Raw genomic sequence first — 14,952 nt, 5'->3', positions numbered from 1 at the left:
GGTTTTAGGCACCTTTGTGGTGGTTTTTGTTTATGCGCCGGTGATGATGAGGTCCGGGCGCTCGTCGTTGGCGATTTCGGCGATTGAGGTGGCGACGGCACGGTCGGGATCGCAATCCATCACGACGGTGTCGACATCGGTCAGTTCGGCAAAGCGATACATGCCGCGTCCGTTGACCTTGCTGGCGTCCATGAGGACGGCGCTTTGACGGGCTGCGGCGATCATGGCCGTTTTGGTCTCGGCCATCTGAGGAAAGTCAGTCGTAAAGCCGCAGCGGGGGACAAAGGCGCCGGGGCATATGACGGCAAGGTCTGCGTGAACCGTTTGAAGTGCCTGCATGGTGAGCGGGCCATATAGATAGCGATGGCCTTTGCGCAGTGCCCCTCCCAGCATGACGACATCAACCGAGGGCATGCTTTCGTCGATGTAATCGGCAATGGTGATGTCGGCCGTGATGACGGTGATGCCGTCGCGCTGATCGAGGAGCCGGACAAACTCGAGTGCCGTGGTGCCCGAGTCGACGAGCAGGGTGTCACCGCTGCCGACGAGTTCGATGGCACTTTGTGCGATGGCCTGCTTGGCGGCGACATTTACGTTGATGCGGCGATCCTGCGTGGAGACGGTTAGGCGTTTGTGGAGCGACACAGCGCCGCCATGTGTGCGGCGCAGCTTGCCTGCTTCGGCGAGCGCGTCCAGGTCGGCGCGGGCGGTGACGGAGGACACGCCAAAGGTCTGGGCGATTTCTGCTACCTGCACCGAGGCGTTATGCTCAAGCATCTCCATGATGGCGGCACGACGCTCATCGGCGAAGGCTCGGGTTGTTACATGGGCCATAGCTGCTCCATCCTCAACTGAAATTTGCAGGAATTGTGTTGAGTCTATTTTCGTTCATTTTCTTTTTAAGTAAGAAAACGCCTTTCGATTACTTACTTTTTCTATAAAAGAAAGACGCTTAACGCCCAAAATTCAATATCGAACACGTCCGCTCGGCTCCAATTCCTTCCGTTTGCTTTTCAAAAATGACTGTATTGACCTGCATGGGCTCAATATCTCGCACATACAAAGCCGCTGAATTTCATACAATGGGCGCAGCAAAACGCAAGGTAAAAGGCCTTGCGGACACGTACGCCCGATGTCCAGATGCGGGCGAGGGAGAGGAGCAAACGCTCATGGCACTTGTTACCACCGAAAAGATGCTCAAGGACGCTCAGGCCGGCCACTACGCCGTCGGCGCGTTCAACGTCGAGAACCTCGAGTTTGTTATGGCCGTTCTGGCCGCTGCCGAGGAGACCAAGTCCCCCGTCATCATGCAGACCACCCCGGGCACCATCAAGACCGCTGGTCTGGACTACTTCTACGGCATGGTCAAGGCTGCCGCCGAGCGCGCTTCCGTGCCCGTCGCTCTGCACCTCGATCACGGCGATGGCTATGACCGCTGCATGCAGGCTTTCCGCACCGGCTACACCTCTGTCATGATTGACGGCTCGCACGAGTCCTTCGAGGACAACATCGCCCTGACCAAGTCGGTTGCCGACGCTGGCCGCGCCATGGGCGTGCCCGTCGAGGCCGAGCTCGGCAAGGTTGGCGGCAAGGAGGACGACGGTCCCGCGGTTGAGGGCGAGAGCCCCTACACCGATCCTGCCGAGGCCAAGGAGTTCGTCGAGCGCACTGGCTGCACCTCGCTGGCCATTGGCGTTGGCACCAGCCACGGCGTGTATACGAGCGATCCGCACATTGAGCAGTCCGTGGTCAAGGCCATCCGCGACGCCGTCGACGTGCCGCTGGTTCTGCACGGCACCTCCGGTGTACCCGATGAGCAGGTTGCCGAGGCTGTGAAGAACGGCATCTGCAAGGTTAACTACGCCACCGAGCTGCGTCAGGCCTACACCAAGGGCTTCATGGCCTACATGGCCGAGAACCCCGCCTGCTTCGATCCCAAGAAGCCGGCCAAGGAGGGCATGCGCGAGATCACCGAGCTGGTTAAGATCCGCATGACCAACCTCAACTCCGTGGGCAAGGCGGAGTAACAGCAAGGGTACTCCGACTCGCTACATATCCCGGGGAGGGACGAGGGCTTAGCTCCCCAATCGTCCTCGGGCATGCAAAAAGCCTCGCTGCGCACTTCGTGCGGCGAGGCTTTTTGCCCCCTGCGGAAAGATTGGGGAGCTAAGCCCTCGTCCCTCCCAAGTTGACCTACTCGAGGTCGTCGCCCTTGTGGCGTTATGGCTGGAAGGGTGGGGCGTTTGGGCTACTTTGTTGATGAGGGGCTAGTATGCCCGGGCTTGGTTGGGGAAGGTTTTGTCTAGGGATGCTTGGAGCTTTTCGAACGACGTCTGCAAGTTGAGGCTTTGGTCGGTTGAGCGTTTGGCTTTTGTGGTGGGGGAGTCGAGGAGGCCGTTTCTCTGTGTCGGGGGGAAGGAGAATAGGTTTGCATGTTTTAGGGATGGCTGCTGTGCTGCGTCATTGGAAGAATGCATGCTTTTGCGGCCTCCTCGATATCCACCAAAAGAATGCGCTCGGGGTTTGCTGCTAGGCCCCGTGCGCTGGCTACATTATGCCGCGAGCGCAGATAAGGAAGCGCTAAAGAAAGGCTTAATGAGGTTTGGCGTTACGATGAAACCGCAGGTCAGAGGTATCGAGTAACACTCTTGAAAGGTTTTGGGCTTAAGGGCTTTCTAAGGTTTGTGACGTGGATGTGGCTCGCCTGTGTGGGGTGTGTGGACGGCTCGTTCCTAGCGCTGCGGCTCTGCGGCGCGCACCCGCTCGATGACCTTTTCCATCGTGGCGTCGATGCGGTCTTTTTTGAGATCGCATTCCCAGATGGTTATGGACGTCCAGCCCATTTGAGTGAGTGCTGCCACGGCAGCGCGGTCGCGCTCGACGTTGCGACGGAACTTTGCCTCCCAAAACTCAACATTGCGTTTTGGCTGGCTCGGATTGCACTTAGGGCAGCGATGCCAAAAGCAACCGTTGACAAAGATGGCGATCTTGCGGCCGGGGAAGGCGATGTCGGGCTTGCCGGGAACCTTCCATTCCAAGCGATAACCCGTAAGGCCCGCTGCGCGCAGGCGCTGGCGAACGAGCAGCTCGGGTTTGGTGTTTGCACGCTTGTTGCCCTTCATGGACTTTTTGATGGCAGCGCGACGGCGCACCAGTTCGCGCTCGTCGGCGGAAAGGTCCGAGGTATCGATGCCGTCCAGCAGGCCGGGCTTGGGACGCTTTTTGCTGCGGCGCCTAGGTGCGCGCTTGGGCTTGGAAGCGGGCTCGTCGGTCGTGGTGGCCTCGGTGTCGTTGGCAGTGCTGTTGGCCTTAAGCCGATCTTCCTTCAGCTCAATCAGGGCATCAATGAGCCCCTTGTCGGCGGGCATCCATTCCACCGTGGCAAGCGAGGTGCGCGGAATCCAGCGGATATCGAGCTGGCGGTCGTGCTTCTGAGGCTCATCGGATTCATCGGCGAGCGAGCAGTAGTAGCACTCCATTGAGAGGTGGAAATCTGGGTAGTCATACTCAACGGTGTAGAAGTCACGCAGGTTGGTGACTTTGACCTGCAGCTCTTCCATGAGCTCGCGGCGCACGGCGTCTTCAGGTGTCTCGCCGCGCATGAGCTTACCACCCGGGAACTCCCAAAGTCCCTGCATGTCGCCGTAGCCGCGCTGCACGGCCAGCAGCTCGTCGGATCCTTCCTTGCGAATGATCCCAGCGGCAACATGAACAGTCTTCAACAGGAGTCCTCTCTCAACATCATTACATGACGGGGTAGTCTTTTTGGGACGGGGCTTTTTTAGCTGCCCTATGTCAAATGCGCCCTCATGCCTCAAAAGCTTCGGATGGGGCAGCTAAAAAAGCCCCGTCCCAAAAAGACTACCCTTACCTTACGCAACGGTAAGGCAAGCGTAAGCCATATCGATGGTAGCCGACTCGGCTTCTTGCGACTATAGATGCCGTAGACTAATCGCAAGAAAGGACTCGGTATGCAAACCACGCAAACGGCAACCCCGGTACTGGAGGTCGCGCATCTCGAAAAGGTATATGGAGCGCTGGGCAACGTGACCCGAGCGCTCAACGACGTCAGCTTTACCGTCAACCGTGGCGAATTCGTCGGCATCATGGGCGCCTCGGGCTCGGGCAAGTCGACGCTGCTCAACTGCGTGTCGACCATCGATAGCGCCACGAGTGGCACCATCCGCATCAACGGCCAGGACGTGACGTGCATGAAGCAGGCCAAGCTTTCGCAGTTCCGCCGCGAGGAGCTTGGCTTTATCTTCCAGGACTCCAACCTGCTCGATACGCTCACGGCGCGCGAGAACATCGCCTTGCCGCTCACCATCGCCCGTATGAACTCGGCGGAGATCTCGACCCGCGTGCAGGATGTGGCTGCGCGCCTGTCCATCAGCCAAGTGCTCGACAAGTACCCCTACCAGATGTCCGGCGGCCAGCAGCAGCGCGTTGCCGCCTGCCGCGCGCTCGTCACCGACCCCACGATGATCATGGCCGACGAGCCCACCGGCGCCCTCGACTCCAAGAGCGCCCGCCTGCTGCTCGAGAGCCTGGAGGCGCTCAACCGCCGCCTGCGCGCCACGGTGCTCATGGTTACGCACGATAGCTTTGCCGCCAGCTACACGAGCCGTGTGCTGTTTATCCGCGACGGCAAGATCTTCACCGAGCTGCGCCGCGGCGACACCGACCGCCGCGAGTTCTTCGACCGCATTATGGAGGTCGTTGCCATGATGGGCGGTGAGGGCTCCGATGCTCTGTAAACTCGCTTGGGGCAACGTCCGCCGTGCCGGCCGCGACTACCTCGTCTACTTGTTGACGCTCACCCTGGGCGTCACGGTCTTCTATGCCTTTAACACCATCTCGATGCAGGTCGACATCGCCGGAATTGATGAAGAGGGCTTGGCGCAGGTTATGGGCAGTATGCTCGGCGACCTGACGTACTTTTTGGCCGGTGTCATGGCCTTTTTGATGGTGTACGCCAATAACTTCATCATGAAACGCCGCAAAAAGGAGTTTGGCCTGTACCAGGTGCTCGGCATGGGGCGCGGGCGCGTCGCCACGATCATGGCGCTCGAGACGGTGATTGTCTCGGTGGTGGCCTTTGTTGCCGGCATTGTGCTGGGTGTGGGACTCTCCCAGCTCATGACGTTCTTTACGGCCTCGCTCTTTAAGACGCAGATCGCCAATTTCCACTTCTTTTTCTCGATGCATGCGTTCAATCTGACCCTTGCCTGCATGCTCGTAATGTTTGTGCTCACGCTACTGCTGAACCTCCGCGCCGTGCGTCGTACCAAACTCATCGAGCTTATGGGTGCCGAGCGTCGCAACGAGACCATCAAGACACGCAACCCCTGGATTGCGATTGCCATCTTTGCCGTGGGCGTGGTGCTGGTGGGCGTGGCCTATTACCGTCTGCTACGTGATGGGTTCCCGCTAACCGCGACGGACAGCAAGCTGCAAGAGGCCATGAACCAGTTTGGTATTACGACCGCTATGGTTACCGTGGGCACCTTTGCCCTGTTCTGGGGACTCTCGGGCATGCTCATCAAGCTGCTGCAGAGCCTGCGCGGCGTGTATTGGCGCGGTCTCAACATGTTTACCGTGCGCCAGCTTGCGGCCAAGGTCAACACGGTGTGCTTTTCGATGGGCGTCATCGCGATGATTCTGTTCCTTGCCATTACTTCTGTGACTTGCGGTATGTCGATTGCCAGCGTGATGAACGAGAACCTGGAGCGCTATAATCCGGCCGACATGTCGCAGACGTATGTCTATTACACGCCCGATACGCTCGACTACTACAAAGAGTACGTCAATCCGTCTGAGGCCGATCGCATGGTGCTGGCCGATAGTACGGTCGATTTGTACTCCGCATGGCACGGCGATCCATGGCACGGCGATCGTAAGGACAAGTCGGCGGACAACAACGACGAGACCGGCAAGAAGGTCAATATCGCCGATGTTGCCGGTGAGCATGTGCAGATCGATTCGTATCTGAGTTACCCGCTTGGCGGCTCGAATCCTTCGGTGATCCCAAGTGAGATGTGCAAGACCATGGGCGAAAAGCTCCCCAAGGCGTTCGAGGGCAGCAACGCCGACATGACAGGCCTGTCTGTGACGCCGGCAAGTCAGTACAACAAATTGCGCCAGATGATGGGCGAGGAGCCGGTGAGCATTGGCCGCGACCAGTACTTGCTTACGTGTGATATGGGCGGTGAGCTGGTCGACCTGTACACCAAGTATATGGCTGGCGGCCATGCCCTTACCTTGGGCGGGCATACGCTCAAGCCCGCAACCGATAAGTCGGACGAGGACACGGCGGCCATCGCCAACTCGGCGATGGGCAGTAACGGGGGTACCGTCGTCGTTGCCGACGAGCTGTTGTCCCAACTCAATCTGCAGCCGTATTCCAGTAATCTGCTCGTTAACTACAAGCAGGGGATGGATGTGACCAAGGCAGACGAGAGTATTAAATACACTGTGCTCGACAATCTGCTCGTTGACGGCAAGGAGCCGGGATCGTGGGGAATCTTCATCACACGCTCCGAGATGTACGCGCAAGCAGCGCAAATGAACGGTCTTATTAGTTACCTAGCCATCTACATCGGCTTTGTATTGGTCGTTGCATGCGCGGCGATTCTGTCGATCCAGCAACTCTCCAACGTGGCCGACGGCAGCCGCAGCTATCGTGTGCTGGCACAGATCGGCTGCGACGACCGCCAGATTCGCCATTCGGTGATGGCGCAGCAAGCGGTATTCTTCCTGTTCCCGCTGGCAGTGGGCTTGGCGCACTCCTTTGTGGCGCTCAAGGTGATCATCGAGCTGGTGAGCATCTTTGGCAACATGAGCATCGGTGGCACGGTGGGCCTTACCTGTGCGATTTTCCTGGCAGCCTACGGCGGCTACTTCCTGGTGACGTACCTCATGAGCGCCGGCATGGTACAGGCTGCCATCGCCACCCGCTACAGCGAGTAGCTCGTCCAACCCAGAACCACCACAAAGGGGACAGGCACCTTCGTGGTGGTTCTGGCGTCAGGGTGATTCTTTCGTGGCGAAACAATCAAAAACCACCACGAAGGTGCCTGTCCCCTTTGTGGTGGTTTTTTCTGCATAACTTTATCGCTTCCAGAAGTGGAGGATCAACGTCGTGCGGTTTTGCTGCTCGGTTTTGACCAGGATGTTGTGGATGTGGGTCTTGACGGTGCCCACGGCAAGGAATAGCTCGTCGGCGATCTCTTGGTTCGATTTGCCCAGCACAACCAAACGCAAAACCTCGGCCTCGCGGTTGGAGAGCCTGTAGGCGTTGCGATAGAAGGGCATTTGCTCTTCGATGTGTCGATCAAGATCGCTGACGTTCTTTTCCTCGGGTGCCTCCTGCATGCGAATCGAAAGCACGTGATAGGCATAGATAATCAGCAGAATCGCAAAGTAGCACGCAAAGATGTTCTCGCTAAAGTTGCGCTCGGATAGGTACAGCTGCAGCCAGGAGGGTGCCAGGCTCATGGGGACGACCAAGATGTTGTAGAAGTCCTCGGCAACGATGCACCCGACCAGAATGGCGCCGATAATGAGGTGCTTTCGTTGATTGTTGACGCGCGCCTTAAGCTCGACCTGCGTGCTTTTATGCGCCGTCCAAAAGATATAGAGCCCCACAAATACAAGGAATACCTGACGCATCGTGTAGTAGAGCCATTGATGCATGGGGCCGTAGGGGACAGCGACAATGATCAGCAGCTCGCTCAGGAAGAACGTTGCGACGGGAATTACAAACTGCTTTTTTGAATGTTTGTCGAGCAAGTCCATGGCGATGAGCCAAATAAAAGCTTGTGAAGCGGTTGCCACAAGCGTCCGCAACGCAGGCATGGTAATTGAGTAATAGTCGCTGGCTGGAAAACTCTGGTTTTGCAGCGTGTATTCAAAAAAGAAAATCTCGGTCATCTCGATGGCATAGCAGATAAATACGCCGCTGCCATAGATAAAGAACCGTCGACGAGACGAGGCATAGGCGGCAAGCGAAAGCACTGCCGTCACAATACAGATCACGAGTATCGCTAGGGTATAGAAGAACATCAGAGTGTTCATCTGCCACCGTCCCATCTCATTTATCTATGGCCGAGTCCTGTATATCTTGTGGGATATAGACGTCTCAACCCTTCGTTCCATTGCGGATTAGGCGCCGAGATACAGCATAGCCGTATACCGTTCGCGGTTCTAGATAGTAAACCCCCTGTAAGCTGGCTACCTGCGGGTTTATATTGGTTTAGAGGGGGTGTAACTCCGTGAACGGTCTTTAATCCCGAATAAACTAGGTAAAAATTGCATACGGGTGAATGATGGTCTTGTCAACACGAGGCGTGATGTTCGAGCGCCTCATAGTAATAGTCGGCACGACCGGCGGAAAGGAAATCGACATGGCACTGCCTAAGGATTTCATCGACACCAACGACTTCACCAAAGAGCAGATCCTGGCTATCGAGGATCTTGGCCTGGCAATGAAGAAGGCCATCAAGGTTGACGGTTATTATCCGCACCTGCTTCGCAACAAGAGCCTTGGCATGATCTTCCAGCAGGTCTCCACCCGCACCCGTCTTTCCTTCGAGACCGCTATGACCGACCTCGGCGGCCATGCTCAGTTCTATGGCCCTGGCACCATCCAGCTCGGCGGTCACGAGTCCCTGGGCGACACCGCTCGCGTTATGGGCTCGCTGCTCGACATCATGATGGCTCGCGTTGACCGTCACAAGGACGTCGTCGGCCTCGCCGAGGGCTCCGCTGTGCCCGTCATCAATGGCATGTCCGAGTTCAACCATCCCACGCAGGAGATGGGCGACCTCATGACCATGCTCGAGAACCTCCCCGAGGGTAAGAAGATCGAGGACTGCACCCTGGCCTTCATCGGTGACGCCACCCAGGTCTGCGTCTCCCTCATGTTCATCGCCTCCAAGGTCGGCATGAAGTTTGTCCAGTTTGGACCTAAGGGCCACCAGGTCCCCGACGGCGGCCTGCACGTTGGAACCGTTGAGGAGCGCGCCGAGTTCGGCAAGCAGATGATGGCCATCGCCGAGGAGAACTGCAAGGTCTCCGGTGGCTCCATCGTCATCTCCGACGACATCGAGTGCATCAAGGGCGCCGACTTCATCTACACCGACGTGTGGTATGGCCTGTACGACGAGGAGGTCTCGGGCGAGAACTACATGGACGTGTTCTATCCCAAGTATCAGGTCACCATGGACATGATGAACTTTGCCGGCGCAGGCTCCAAGTTCATGCACTGCCTGCCGGCCACCCGCAACGAGGAAGTCGTCGACGAGGTCATGGACGACCCTGAGCGCTCCCTGTGCTGGGTCGAGGCTGAGAACCGCAAGCACTCCATCCGCGCTCTCCTTGCCGCCCTGGGCAAGCGCACCCCGCTCAACGACGAGGGTGTCGAGTACTCCGCCAAGGCTGAGCTCCACGCCGCTCTCGAGGCTCTCGAGCAGCTCTAAGCCCCAAGGCGCCTAAAAGCACGTTTGCGGGCGGCGGATGCTCGTCTCCTGTCGCCCGCTCACCGAGGCTCAAGCAATTGCCTTAGTACCTTGGGCCTCGGATCTGTCCAAGACTGAGCGAAGGAGCTCATCATGAGCGACGGAAAGAAAAAGCTTTCCTTTTTGACGGTCATTTCGACCATCATCTGCGTCGTCTTCGTTTGCGAGGCCGCCGCTCCTGCTGCTGCCATTGGCAACCAGCAGTTCTTCTGGTGGATCTTCCTGATCCTGACCTTCCTGCTCCCTTATGGCATGGTTGTTGCCGAGCTCGGTACTACCTATGACGGCGAGGGCGGCATTTACGACTGGGTACGCGATGGCCTGGGCGACAAATGGGGCGCCCGCATTTCGTACTACTACTGGGTTAACTACCCGCTGTGGATTGCCTCGCTGGCTACCATGTTCCCCGACATTTTGGGCATGGTCTTTGGCGTCGAGTTCAATTTGATCGCCAAGATGGGTATCGATCTTGCCTTTGTGTGGATCGTCTACCTCATGGGCCGCTCCAAGGCGTCCGACTCCGAGTGGGTCCTTAACGGTGGCGCCATCATCAAGGTCGCCGTCGCGGTTATCGTTGGCGCTCTGGGCATTTGGTATGCCATGGAGAACGGTTTTGCGAACGACATGTCCGCTGCCACCTTCCTGCCCGAGCTCACCAACACCAACGCTCTCGGTTACCTGTCGATCATCATCTTTAACTTCATGGGCTTCGAGGTCATCTGCACCATGACCGACGACATGGCCGATCCCGCTCGCGATATCCCCAAGGCTATCATCGTCGGTGGCCTGTCCATCGCTGTGATCTACCTGTTCGCTGGCTTTGGCATCGGCGCTGCTGTGCCGGCCGATTCCATCGACCCCGACTATGGCATGATTGTCGCAGTCCAGACCATGGTGGGCGACTCCATGATCTTTAAGGTCATCTGCATCGCCTTCCTGATCACCCTGTTCGCCAACATGGCCGCTTGGTCCTTCGGCGTTAACTCCGTTGCTCGCTACGCTGCCGAGCACGGCAACATGCCCAAGGTCTTCGCCTCGATGATCTCTGACGACGATATGCCCAACGGCGCCAACCTGGTCAACGCCGTCGTTGCCTCCCTGGTGCTGTGCCTGCAGCTGGTTCCCATCGACGCCATCTCCAACGGTGTCTTCTGGATGCTCTTTGGCACCTCCGTCGTCTTCCTGCTGCTCACCTACATCCCGATGTTCCCGGCGTTCCTCAACCTTCGTAAGAACGACCCGAACCGCGAGCGCATCTTCACGTTCCCGTTCAAGGGTGCCATGATGAAGGTCATGCTGGCCATCCCCTGCATCGAGCTGGTTCTTGCCATCGTTGCAACGCTGGTGCCGTTCTCCGCTGCTGAAATTGGCGACAAGGTCCCGATGATCGTTATCTTCATCGTGCTCGTGCTCATCGGCGAGGTCGTCCGCGTCGTCAGCGCCAAGGGCCGCGAGACCGAGTACAAGGGTCTCACCCCCGAGCTGGCTGCCCAGCGACTCGCTGAGGAGGCCGCCGAGGCCGAAGAGGACTAGAGCACCCGGATTCGGGACTCCAACCCTCCTCGCGTACCAACGTGCGCTTCGTCGGGCTTGTCGCTCCCGACTCTGGGCACTCTAGCCTCTTCGGGGGCGTGCCCAAAGCGACACATTTGCTCACTATTTCCTGGGGCGGGTGCGAGCGATAGCTCCGGTAACCACCGCCCGCCCCAACCTCTCTCTTTCGTATCCTTCGTGCGTATGTCTCCGCGCACTTGGCTACGTCGTCGCTCGCCGGTGCGACTCCGTGAAAACCGGTACCGGGCGCCCCGACCTTTGCCGGGGGACGGGCGCCCACTATCTCTTGGTTTTTAGGCCGCGGGTAACCCGCCCGCGGCAAGCGATCGTTCGATTTGGAGGAAATCTTATGCGTACGATCACCGAGTCCGAGTCCACCCCCAGGGCTGACGGCTTCTTTATGCCTGCTGAGTTTGCCCCGCAGGATCGCGTGTGGATGGGCTGGCCCCACCGCACCGACACCTGGGCCCACGGCGCCAAGCCGGCTCAGAAGCAGTATGCCGCCATCGCTCGCGCCATCGCCGAGTTCACCCCGGTCACCATGTGCGCCAACCAGGCCGACTACGCCAACTGCAAGGCCGTCTTCGAAAACGACGAGAACGTCACCGTCATCGAGATGACCACCGACGACGCTTGGTTCCGCGACACCGCCGCCACCTACGTCATCAACGGCAAGGGCGAGAAGCGCGCCAACCACTGGCACTTCAACGCCTACGGCGGTCTCGTCGACGGCCTTTATTTCCCGTGGGACAAGGACGAGCAGATCGCCCTTAAGATGGCTGAGCTCTCCGGCTGCCGTCGCTATCGTCCCGATGACATGATCCTCGAGGGCGGCTCCATCACCGTCGACGGCGAGGGCACCCTTGTCGTGACCGACCAGTGCCTCCTGTCCCCCGGCCGCACCTGCTCCGCGGTGCTCGAGGAGGAAGAGGACCCCGAGTCCATCTGGCCCAAGTACCACAAGAAGTTCGAGCCCTGGAGCGAGGAGCTTCGCGCCTACATGGACGAGCACCTCAAGGACTACCTGGGTGTCGAGAAGGTCATCTGGGTCAAGGAGGGCATCGACCCCGAGGAGACCAACGGCCACATCGATGACGTCGCCACGTTCATCGCCCCGGGCGTCATGGCCTGTATCTGGACCGACGATCCCGAGTATCCGTTCTACGAGCAGTGCCACGCTGCCTACGAGACCCTCTCCAACGCCGTCGACGCCAAGGGCCGCAAGATGAAGGTCTACAAGCTCTGCATGCCCGTGAACCCGCTGTTCATGGACCAGGCTTCCTGCGACACCATCGACGCCGACGAGAACGCCGAGCCGCGCGTTCCCGACGAGCCGCTGATCGCCTCCTACATGAACTACCTGGTCACCAACCACGGCGTCATCGTCCCGCAGTACGGCGACGAGAACGACCAGCTGGCCGTTGACACGCTCCAGAAGATCTATGACGAGGTCTGGGGCGAGGGCGTCTACAAGTGCGTCGGCGTTCAGTCCGAGCAGGTCGTCTTCGGCGGCGGCAATATCCACTGCATTACCCAGCAGGAGCCGTCGGCGTAACTCAGGCACGCCACCTTGGCGTTCACTCGTTGCTTACGTAGCGTCAGTACGCTACGCTCCTCGTTCGCGCCAATCTGGCGCACCTGAGCACGCCGAGTAAACGTCTGGCTTTCCGAGGCACCCCATCTCGCCGCTCAAACCGTCGCTCGCGTACCAAAGTACGCTTCGCTCCTCTTTCGCGGCGACCTCGGGCACCTCGAAAACCCAGTCGATCAATCGGACAGGTGGCGTGTCATCCCATCTCGGGGCATTGATGGGCTGCTGCTTTATGTATTGGTCGGTTGGGTTTTCTTTGGGCACTCCGTTGCCTCCACATCGGAGTGCCTTTTTTCTTTGATTGAATACGCGTCTGGCCTGGGATTTTTTGCGGGTTAGGCCAATTGTTCGCTTGGATATCCCAGGTCAGACGCGTCTTCAATTGCCGAAAGTTCCCGGTCGCGAACGCGGCCGTTTTGATCGGAGTATCTATGTACCAGCGTATCGTCATCTACACGCGTCTGTTCCGCGAGCGTTGGTCCAACAACTGCATCCTCTCCTCTCTTTGGGATGGCACCTGTACCGGTGACGCGGCCTGCAACCCTACCTTGGGCTGCGCCTTCGGTACAGATGCCATCCTTTTTGCTGTAGAGGGCGCGCGCCATGGCAGGTAAAAAGTTCTCCCTGATCGAGGTCATCCTTTCGGTTATCTGCGTTGTGTTTACCATCGAGGCGGCGGCTCCGGCATCTGCCATGGGCAACGTGCAGTTCTTCTGGTGGATCTTCCTTATCATTACGTTTTTGCTTCCCTATGGTCTGGTGGTGGCCGAGCTGGGTACGGCGTTTGATTCCGAGGGCGGCCTGTACGATTGGGTTCGCTTGGGTCTGGGCGACCGTTGGGGCGCCCGTTGCTCTTGGTGCTACTGGGTTAACTTTCCGCTGTGGGCGGCAAGTATCGCCTGCATGTTCCCCAGTGTCATTAATGCGGTGTGGGGTATCGAGTTTTCACTCGGGATCCGAATTGCCATCGAGATTGCCTTTGTGTGGGGCGTCACGGTCATGGCAATGCAGCCGGTGGCCGAGGCCGATTGGGTTATGGACGGCGGCGCCGTCATCAAGGTGCTCATTACCGCTGTGGTGGGAATCGTTGGCATTTGGTTTGCCTGCAATAACGGCTTTGCCAACGACATGTCGTTTAAGACCTTCATTCCAGATCTGGGCGACACCAATTCGTTGACGTACCTATCGATTATCCTGTTCAACTTTATGGGCTTCGAAGTGGTCGCGACTTTTGCCAGCACGATGAAGAACCCGTCGCGCGATATCCCCAAGGCGGTTATTGCCGGTGGCGTGGCCATTGCGGCAATTTACATCATTTGCGGCATTGGCATTGGAGCCGCGGTTCCCACCGAGCAGCTTTCACTCGATTCGGGCATTGTGGACGCAGTCGCCGCTATGGTGGGGCGCATCCACCCGCTGACGATGGTCGTGGGCGTGGCCTTTTTGGTGACGCTGTTCGCCAATATGATCTGCTGGAGCTTTGGCGTCAACAACGTAGCGAGCTATGCCGCGCGCCATGGCAACATGCCGCGTCCCTTTGCGTTGGTGTCCAAAAAGACCGGCATGCCCAACGGCTCGGCGCTCATTAACGGCTGTTTTGCCAGCTTGGTGCTGCTGCTCCAGATTCCGCTGGGTGAGGGTTCCGACGTCTTTTGGGTCTTCTTCTCGATGAACGTCGTCTTTCTGCTCATGAGCTATATCCCCATGTTTCCAGCGTTTTGGCGTCTGCGCAAGCACGATAATCGCTCGCGTGTGTTCCGTGCGCCTTTCGAGGGCAAGGTGCTTGCGGTGGCGCTTGCGATTCCCGTGGTGGAGCTCGTGCTTTCGATTGTTGCTACGATTGTGCCGCTCAACAGCTCACCTGCCGAGATGGCAAAGTTGCCGATTCTCGCGGGCGTAGTGATTGGCCTGTTATTGGGCGAGGTTTCGCGCCTCATATCGCGCCGCGGCCGAAGCGTCGACAATCCCGGCGTTGGTGCACGGGGGTCAGGTTACTTTGCACCAAAACAGTAAGCGCCGCGAGTTGCGCAGCGCTTGGTGCATCTTGGATTACTGTTCGCGGTGCTCGGGATCGGAAACGAGCTTAGGCGCAAAGTAGGGGACGTGGCCCAGGTAGGGGCAGCTGTCCGAACGCTCCTCGACGACACAGGGGACGTCACTGTAGGTAAGTGAGTCGCTCAGGTGGACGATGGCCTTGGCGGCAGGGGCAACGAGTATTTTGAGCAGTGCGATAGGCGCCATGGCATCTCCTTTCCTGCATGCGACCCGTGATTTAGCGCGAATGTGTAC

The 14,952-nt window shown here is 58.4% G+C and carries 12 protein-coding genes; 8 read left to right on the top strand and 4 right to left on the bottom strand.

Annotated elements, in window-relative coordinates; all coding sequences use genetic code 11:
- Positions 1 to 30: 30 nt before the first annotated feature.
- The gene (locus tag DW123_RS01150) at positions 31 to 834 is read right to left on the bottom strand and encodes a DeoR/GlpR family DNA-binding transcription regulator (protein WP_118272986.1); all 804 of its coding nucleotides are present in this window, start codon (positions 832 to 834) and stop codon (positions 31 to 33) included.
- 335 nt (positions 835 to 1,169) lie between these two features.
- Here DW123_RS01150 and DW123_RS01145 point away from each other — a divergent pair, with 335 nt between their 5' ends.
- Positions 1,170 to 2,027, top strand: a complete 858-nt coding sequence (locus tag DW123_RS01145; RefSeq protein WP_022095149.1) for a class II fructose-bisphosphate aldolase — start codon at positions 1,170 to 1,172, stop codon at positions 2,025 to 2,027.
- Between the two features lie 705 nt (positions 2,028 to 2,732).
- Here DW123_RS01145 and vsr read toward each other — a convergent pair.
- Positions 2,733 to 3,722, bottom strand: a complete 990-nt coding sequence (vsr, locus tag DW123_RS01140; RefSeq protein WP_118272985.1) for a DNA mismatch endonuclease Vsr — start codon at positions 3,720 to 3,722, stop codon at positions 2,733 to 2,735.
- Positions 3,723 to 3,971: 249 nt separating this feature from the next.
- Here vsr and DW123_RS01135 point away from each other — a divergent pair, with 249 nt between their 5' ends.
- Positions 3,972 to 4,757: an ABC transporter ATP-binding protein gene (locus tag DW123_RS01135; protein ID WP_118272984.1), complete on the top strand. Its 786-nt coding sequence runs from the start codon at positions 3,972 to 3,974 to the stop codon at positions 4,755 to 4,757.
- Complete coding sequence (locus DW123_RS01130) at positions 4,747 to 6,969, top strand: ABC transporter permease (RefSeq protein ID WP_118272983.1); 2,223 nt, start codon at positions 4,747 to 4,749, stop codon at positions 6,967 to 6,969. Before DW123_RS01135 ends, DW123_RS01130 begins: the two co-directional genes overlap by 11 nt.
- A gap of 141 nt (positions 6,970 to 7,110) precedes the next feature.
- On the opposite strand, the gene DW123_RS01125 is transcribed toward DW123_RS01130, so the two are convergent.
- On the bottom strand, positions 7,111 to 8,076 hold the full coding sequence (locus tag DW123_RS01125) for a response regulator transcription factor (RefSeq protein WP_158567376.1): 966 nt from the start codon (positions 8,074 to 8,076) through the stop codon (positions 7,111 to 7,113).
- Positions 8,077 to 8,405: 329 nt separating this feature from the next.
- Between DW123_RS01125 and ptcA the strand changes: the two genes are divergently transcribed.
- From ptcA to DW123_RS01095, 5 genes are all read left to right on the top strand, one after another.
- Entirely contained in the window at positions 8,406 to 9,479 is a 1,074-nt protein-coding gene (gene ptcA, locus DW123_RS01120) for a putrescine carbamoyltransferase (RefSeq protein WP_117794097.1), read from the top strand.
- 132 nt (positions 9,480 to 9,611) lie between these two features.
- The gene (locus DW123_RS01115) at positions 9,612 to 11,051 is read left to right on the top strand and encodes an APC family permease (RefSeq protein ID WP_118272982.1); all 1,440 of its coding nucleotides are present in this window, start codon (positions 9,612 to 9,614) and stop codon (positions 11,049 to 11,051) included.
- Positions 11,052 to 11,421: 370 nt separating this feature from the next.
- Positions 11,422 to 12,627, top strand: a complete 1,206-nt coding sequence (locus DW123_RS01110; RefSeq protein WP_117794095.1) for an agmatine deiminase family protein — start codon at positions 11,422 to 11,424, stop codon at positions 12,625 to 12,627.
- 467 nt (positions 12,628 to 13,094) lie between these two features.
- Positions 13,095 to 13,277 (top strand): hypothetical protein, encoded by a 183-nt coding sequence (locus DW123_RS01100; RefSeq protein WP_118272980.1) that lies wholly within the window; start codon positions 13,095 to 13,097, stop codon positions 13,275 to 13,277.
- Positions 13,267 to 14,676, top strand: a complete 1,410-nt coding sequence (locus DW123_RS01095; protein WP_118272979.1) for an APC family permease — start codon at positions 13,267 to 13,269, stop codon at positions 14,674 to 14,676. The genes DW123_RS01100 and DW123_RS01095 overlap by 11 nt, the downstream gene beginning before the upstream one ends.
- 36 nt (positions 14,677 to 14,712) lie before the next feature.
- On the opposite strand, the gene DW123_RS01090 is transcribed toward DW123_RS01095, so the two are convergent.
- Positions 14,713 to 14,904 carry a hypothetical protein gene (locus tag DW123_RS01090; RefSeq protein WP_118272978.1) on the bottom strand — a complete coding sequence of 64 codons (192 nt, stop codon included), beginning with the start codon at positions 14,902 to 14,904 and terminating at the stop codon, positions 14,713 to 14,715.
- Positions 14,905 to 14,952: the final 48 nt, after the last annotated feature.

It is taken from the genome of Collinsella sp. AM10-26 (assembly GCF_003472525.1).
Classification (GTDB): domain Bacteria; phylum Actinomycetota; class Coriobacteriia; order Coriobacteriales; family Coriobacteriaceae; genus Collinsella.
Note: the sequence above shows the minus strand (reverse complement) of the source record. Positions and strands in the feature narration are given on the sequence as shown.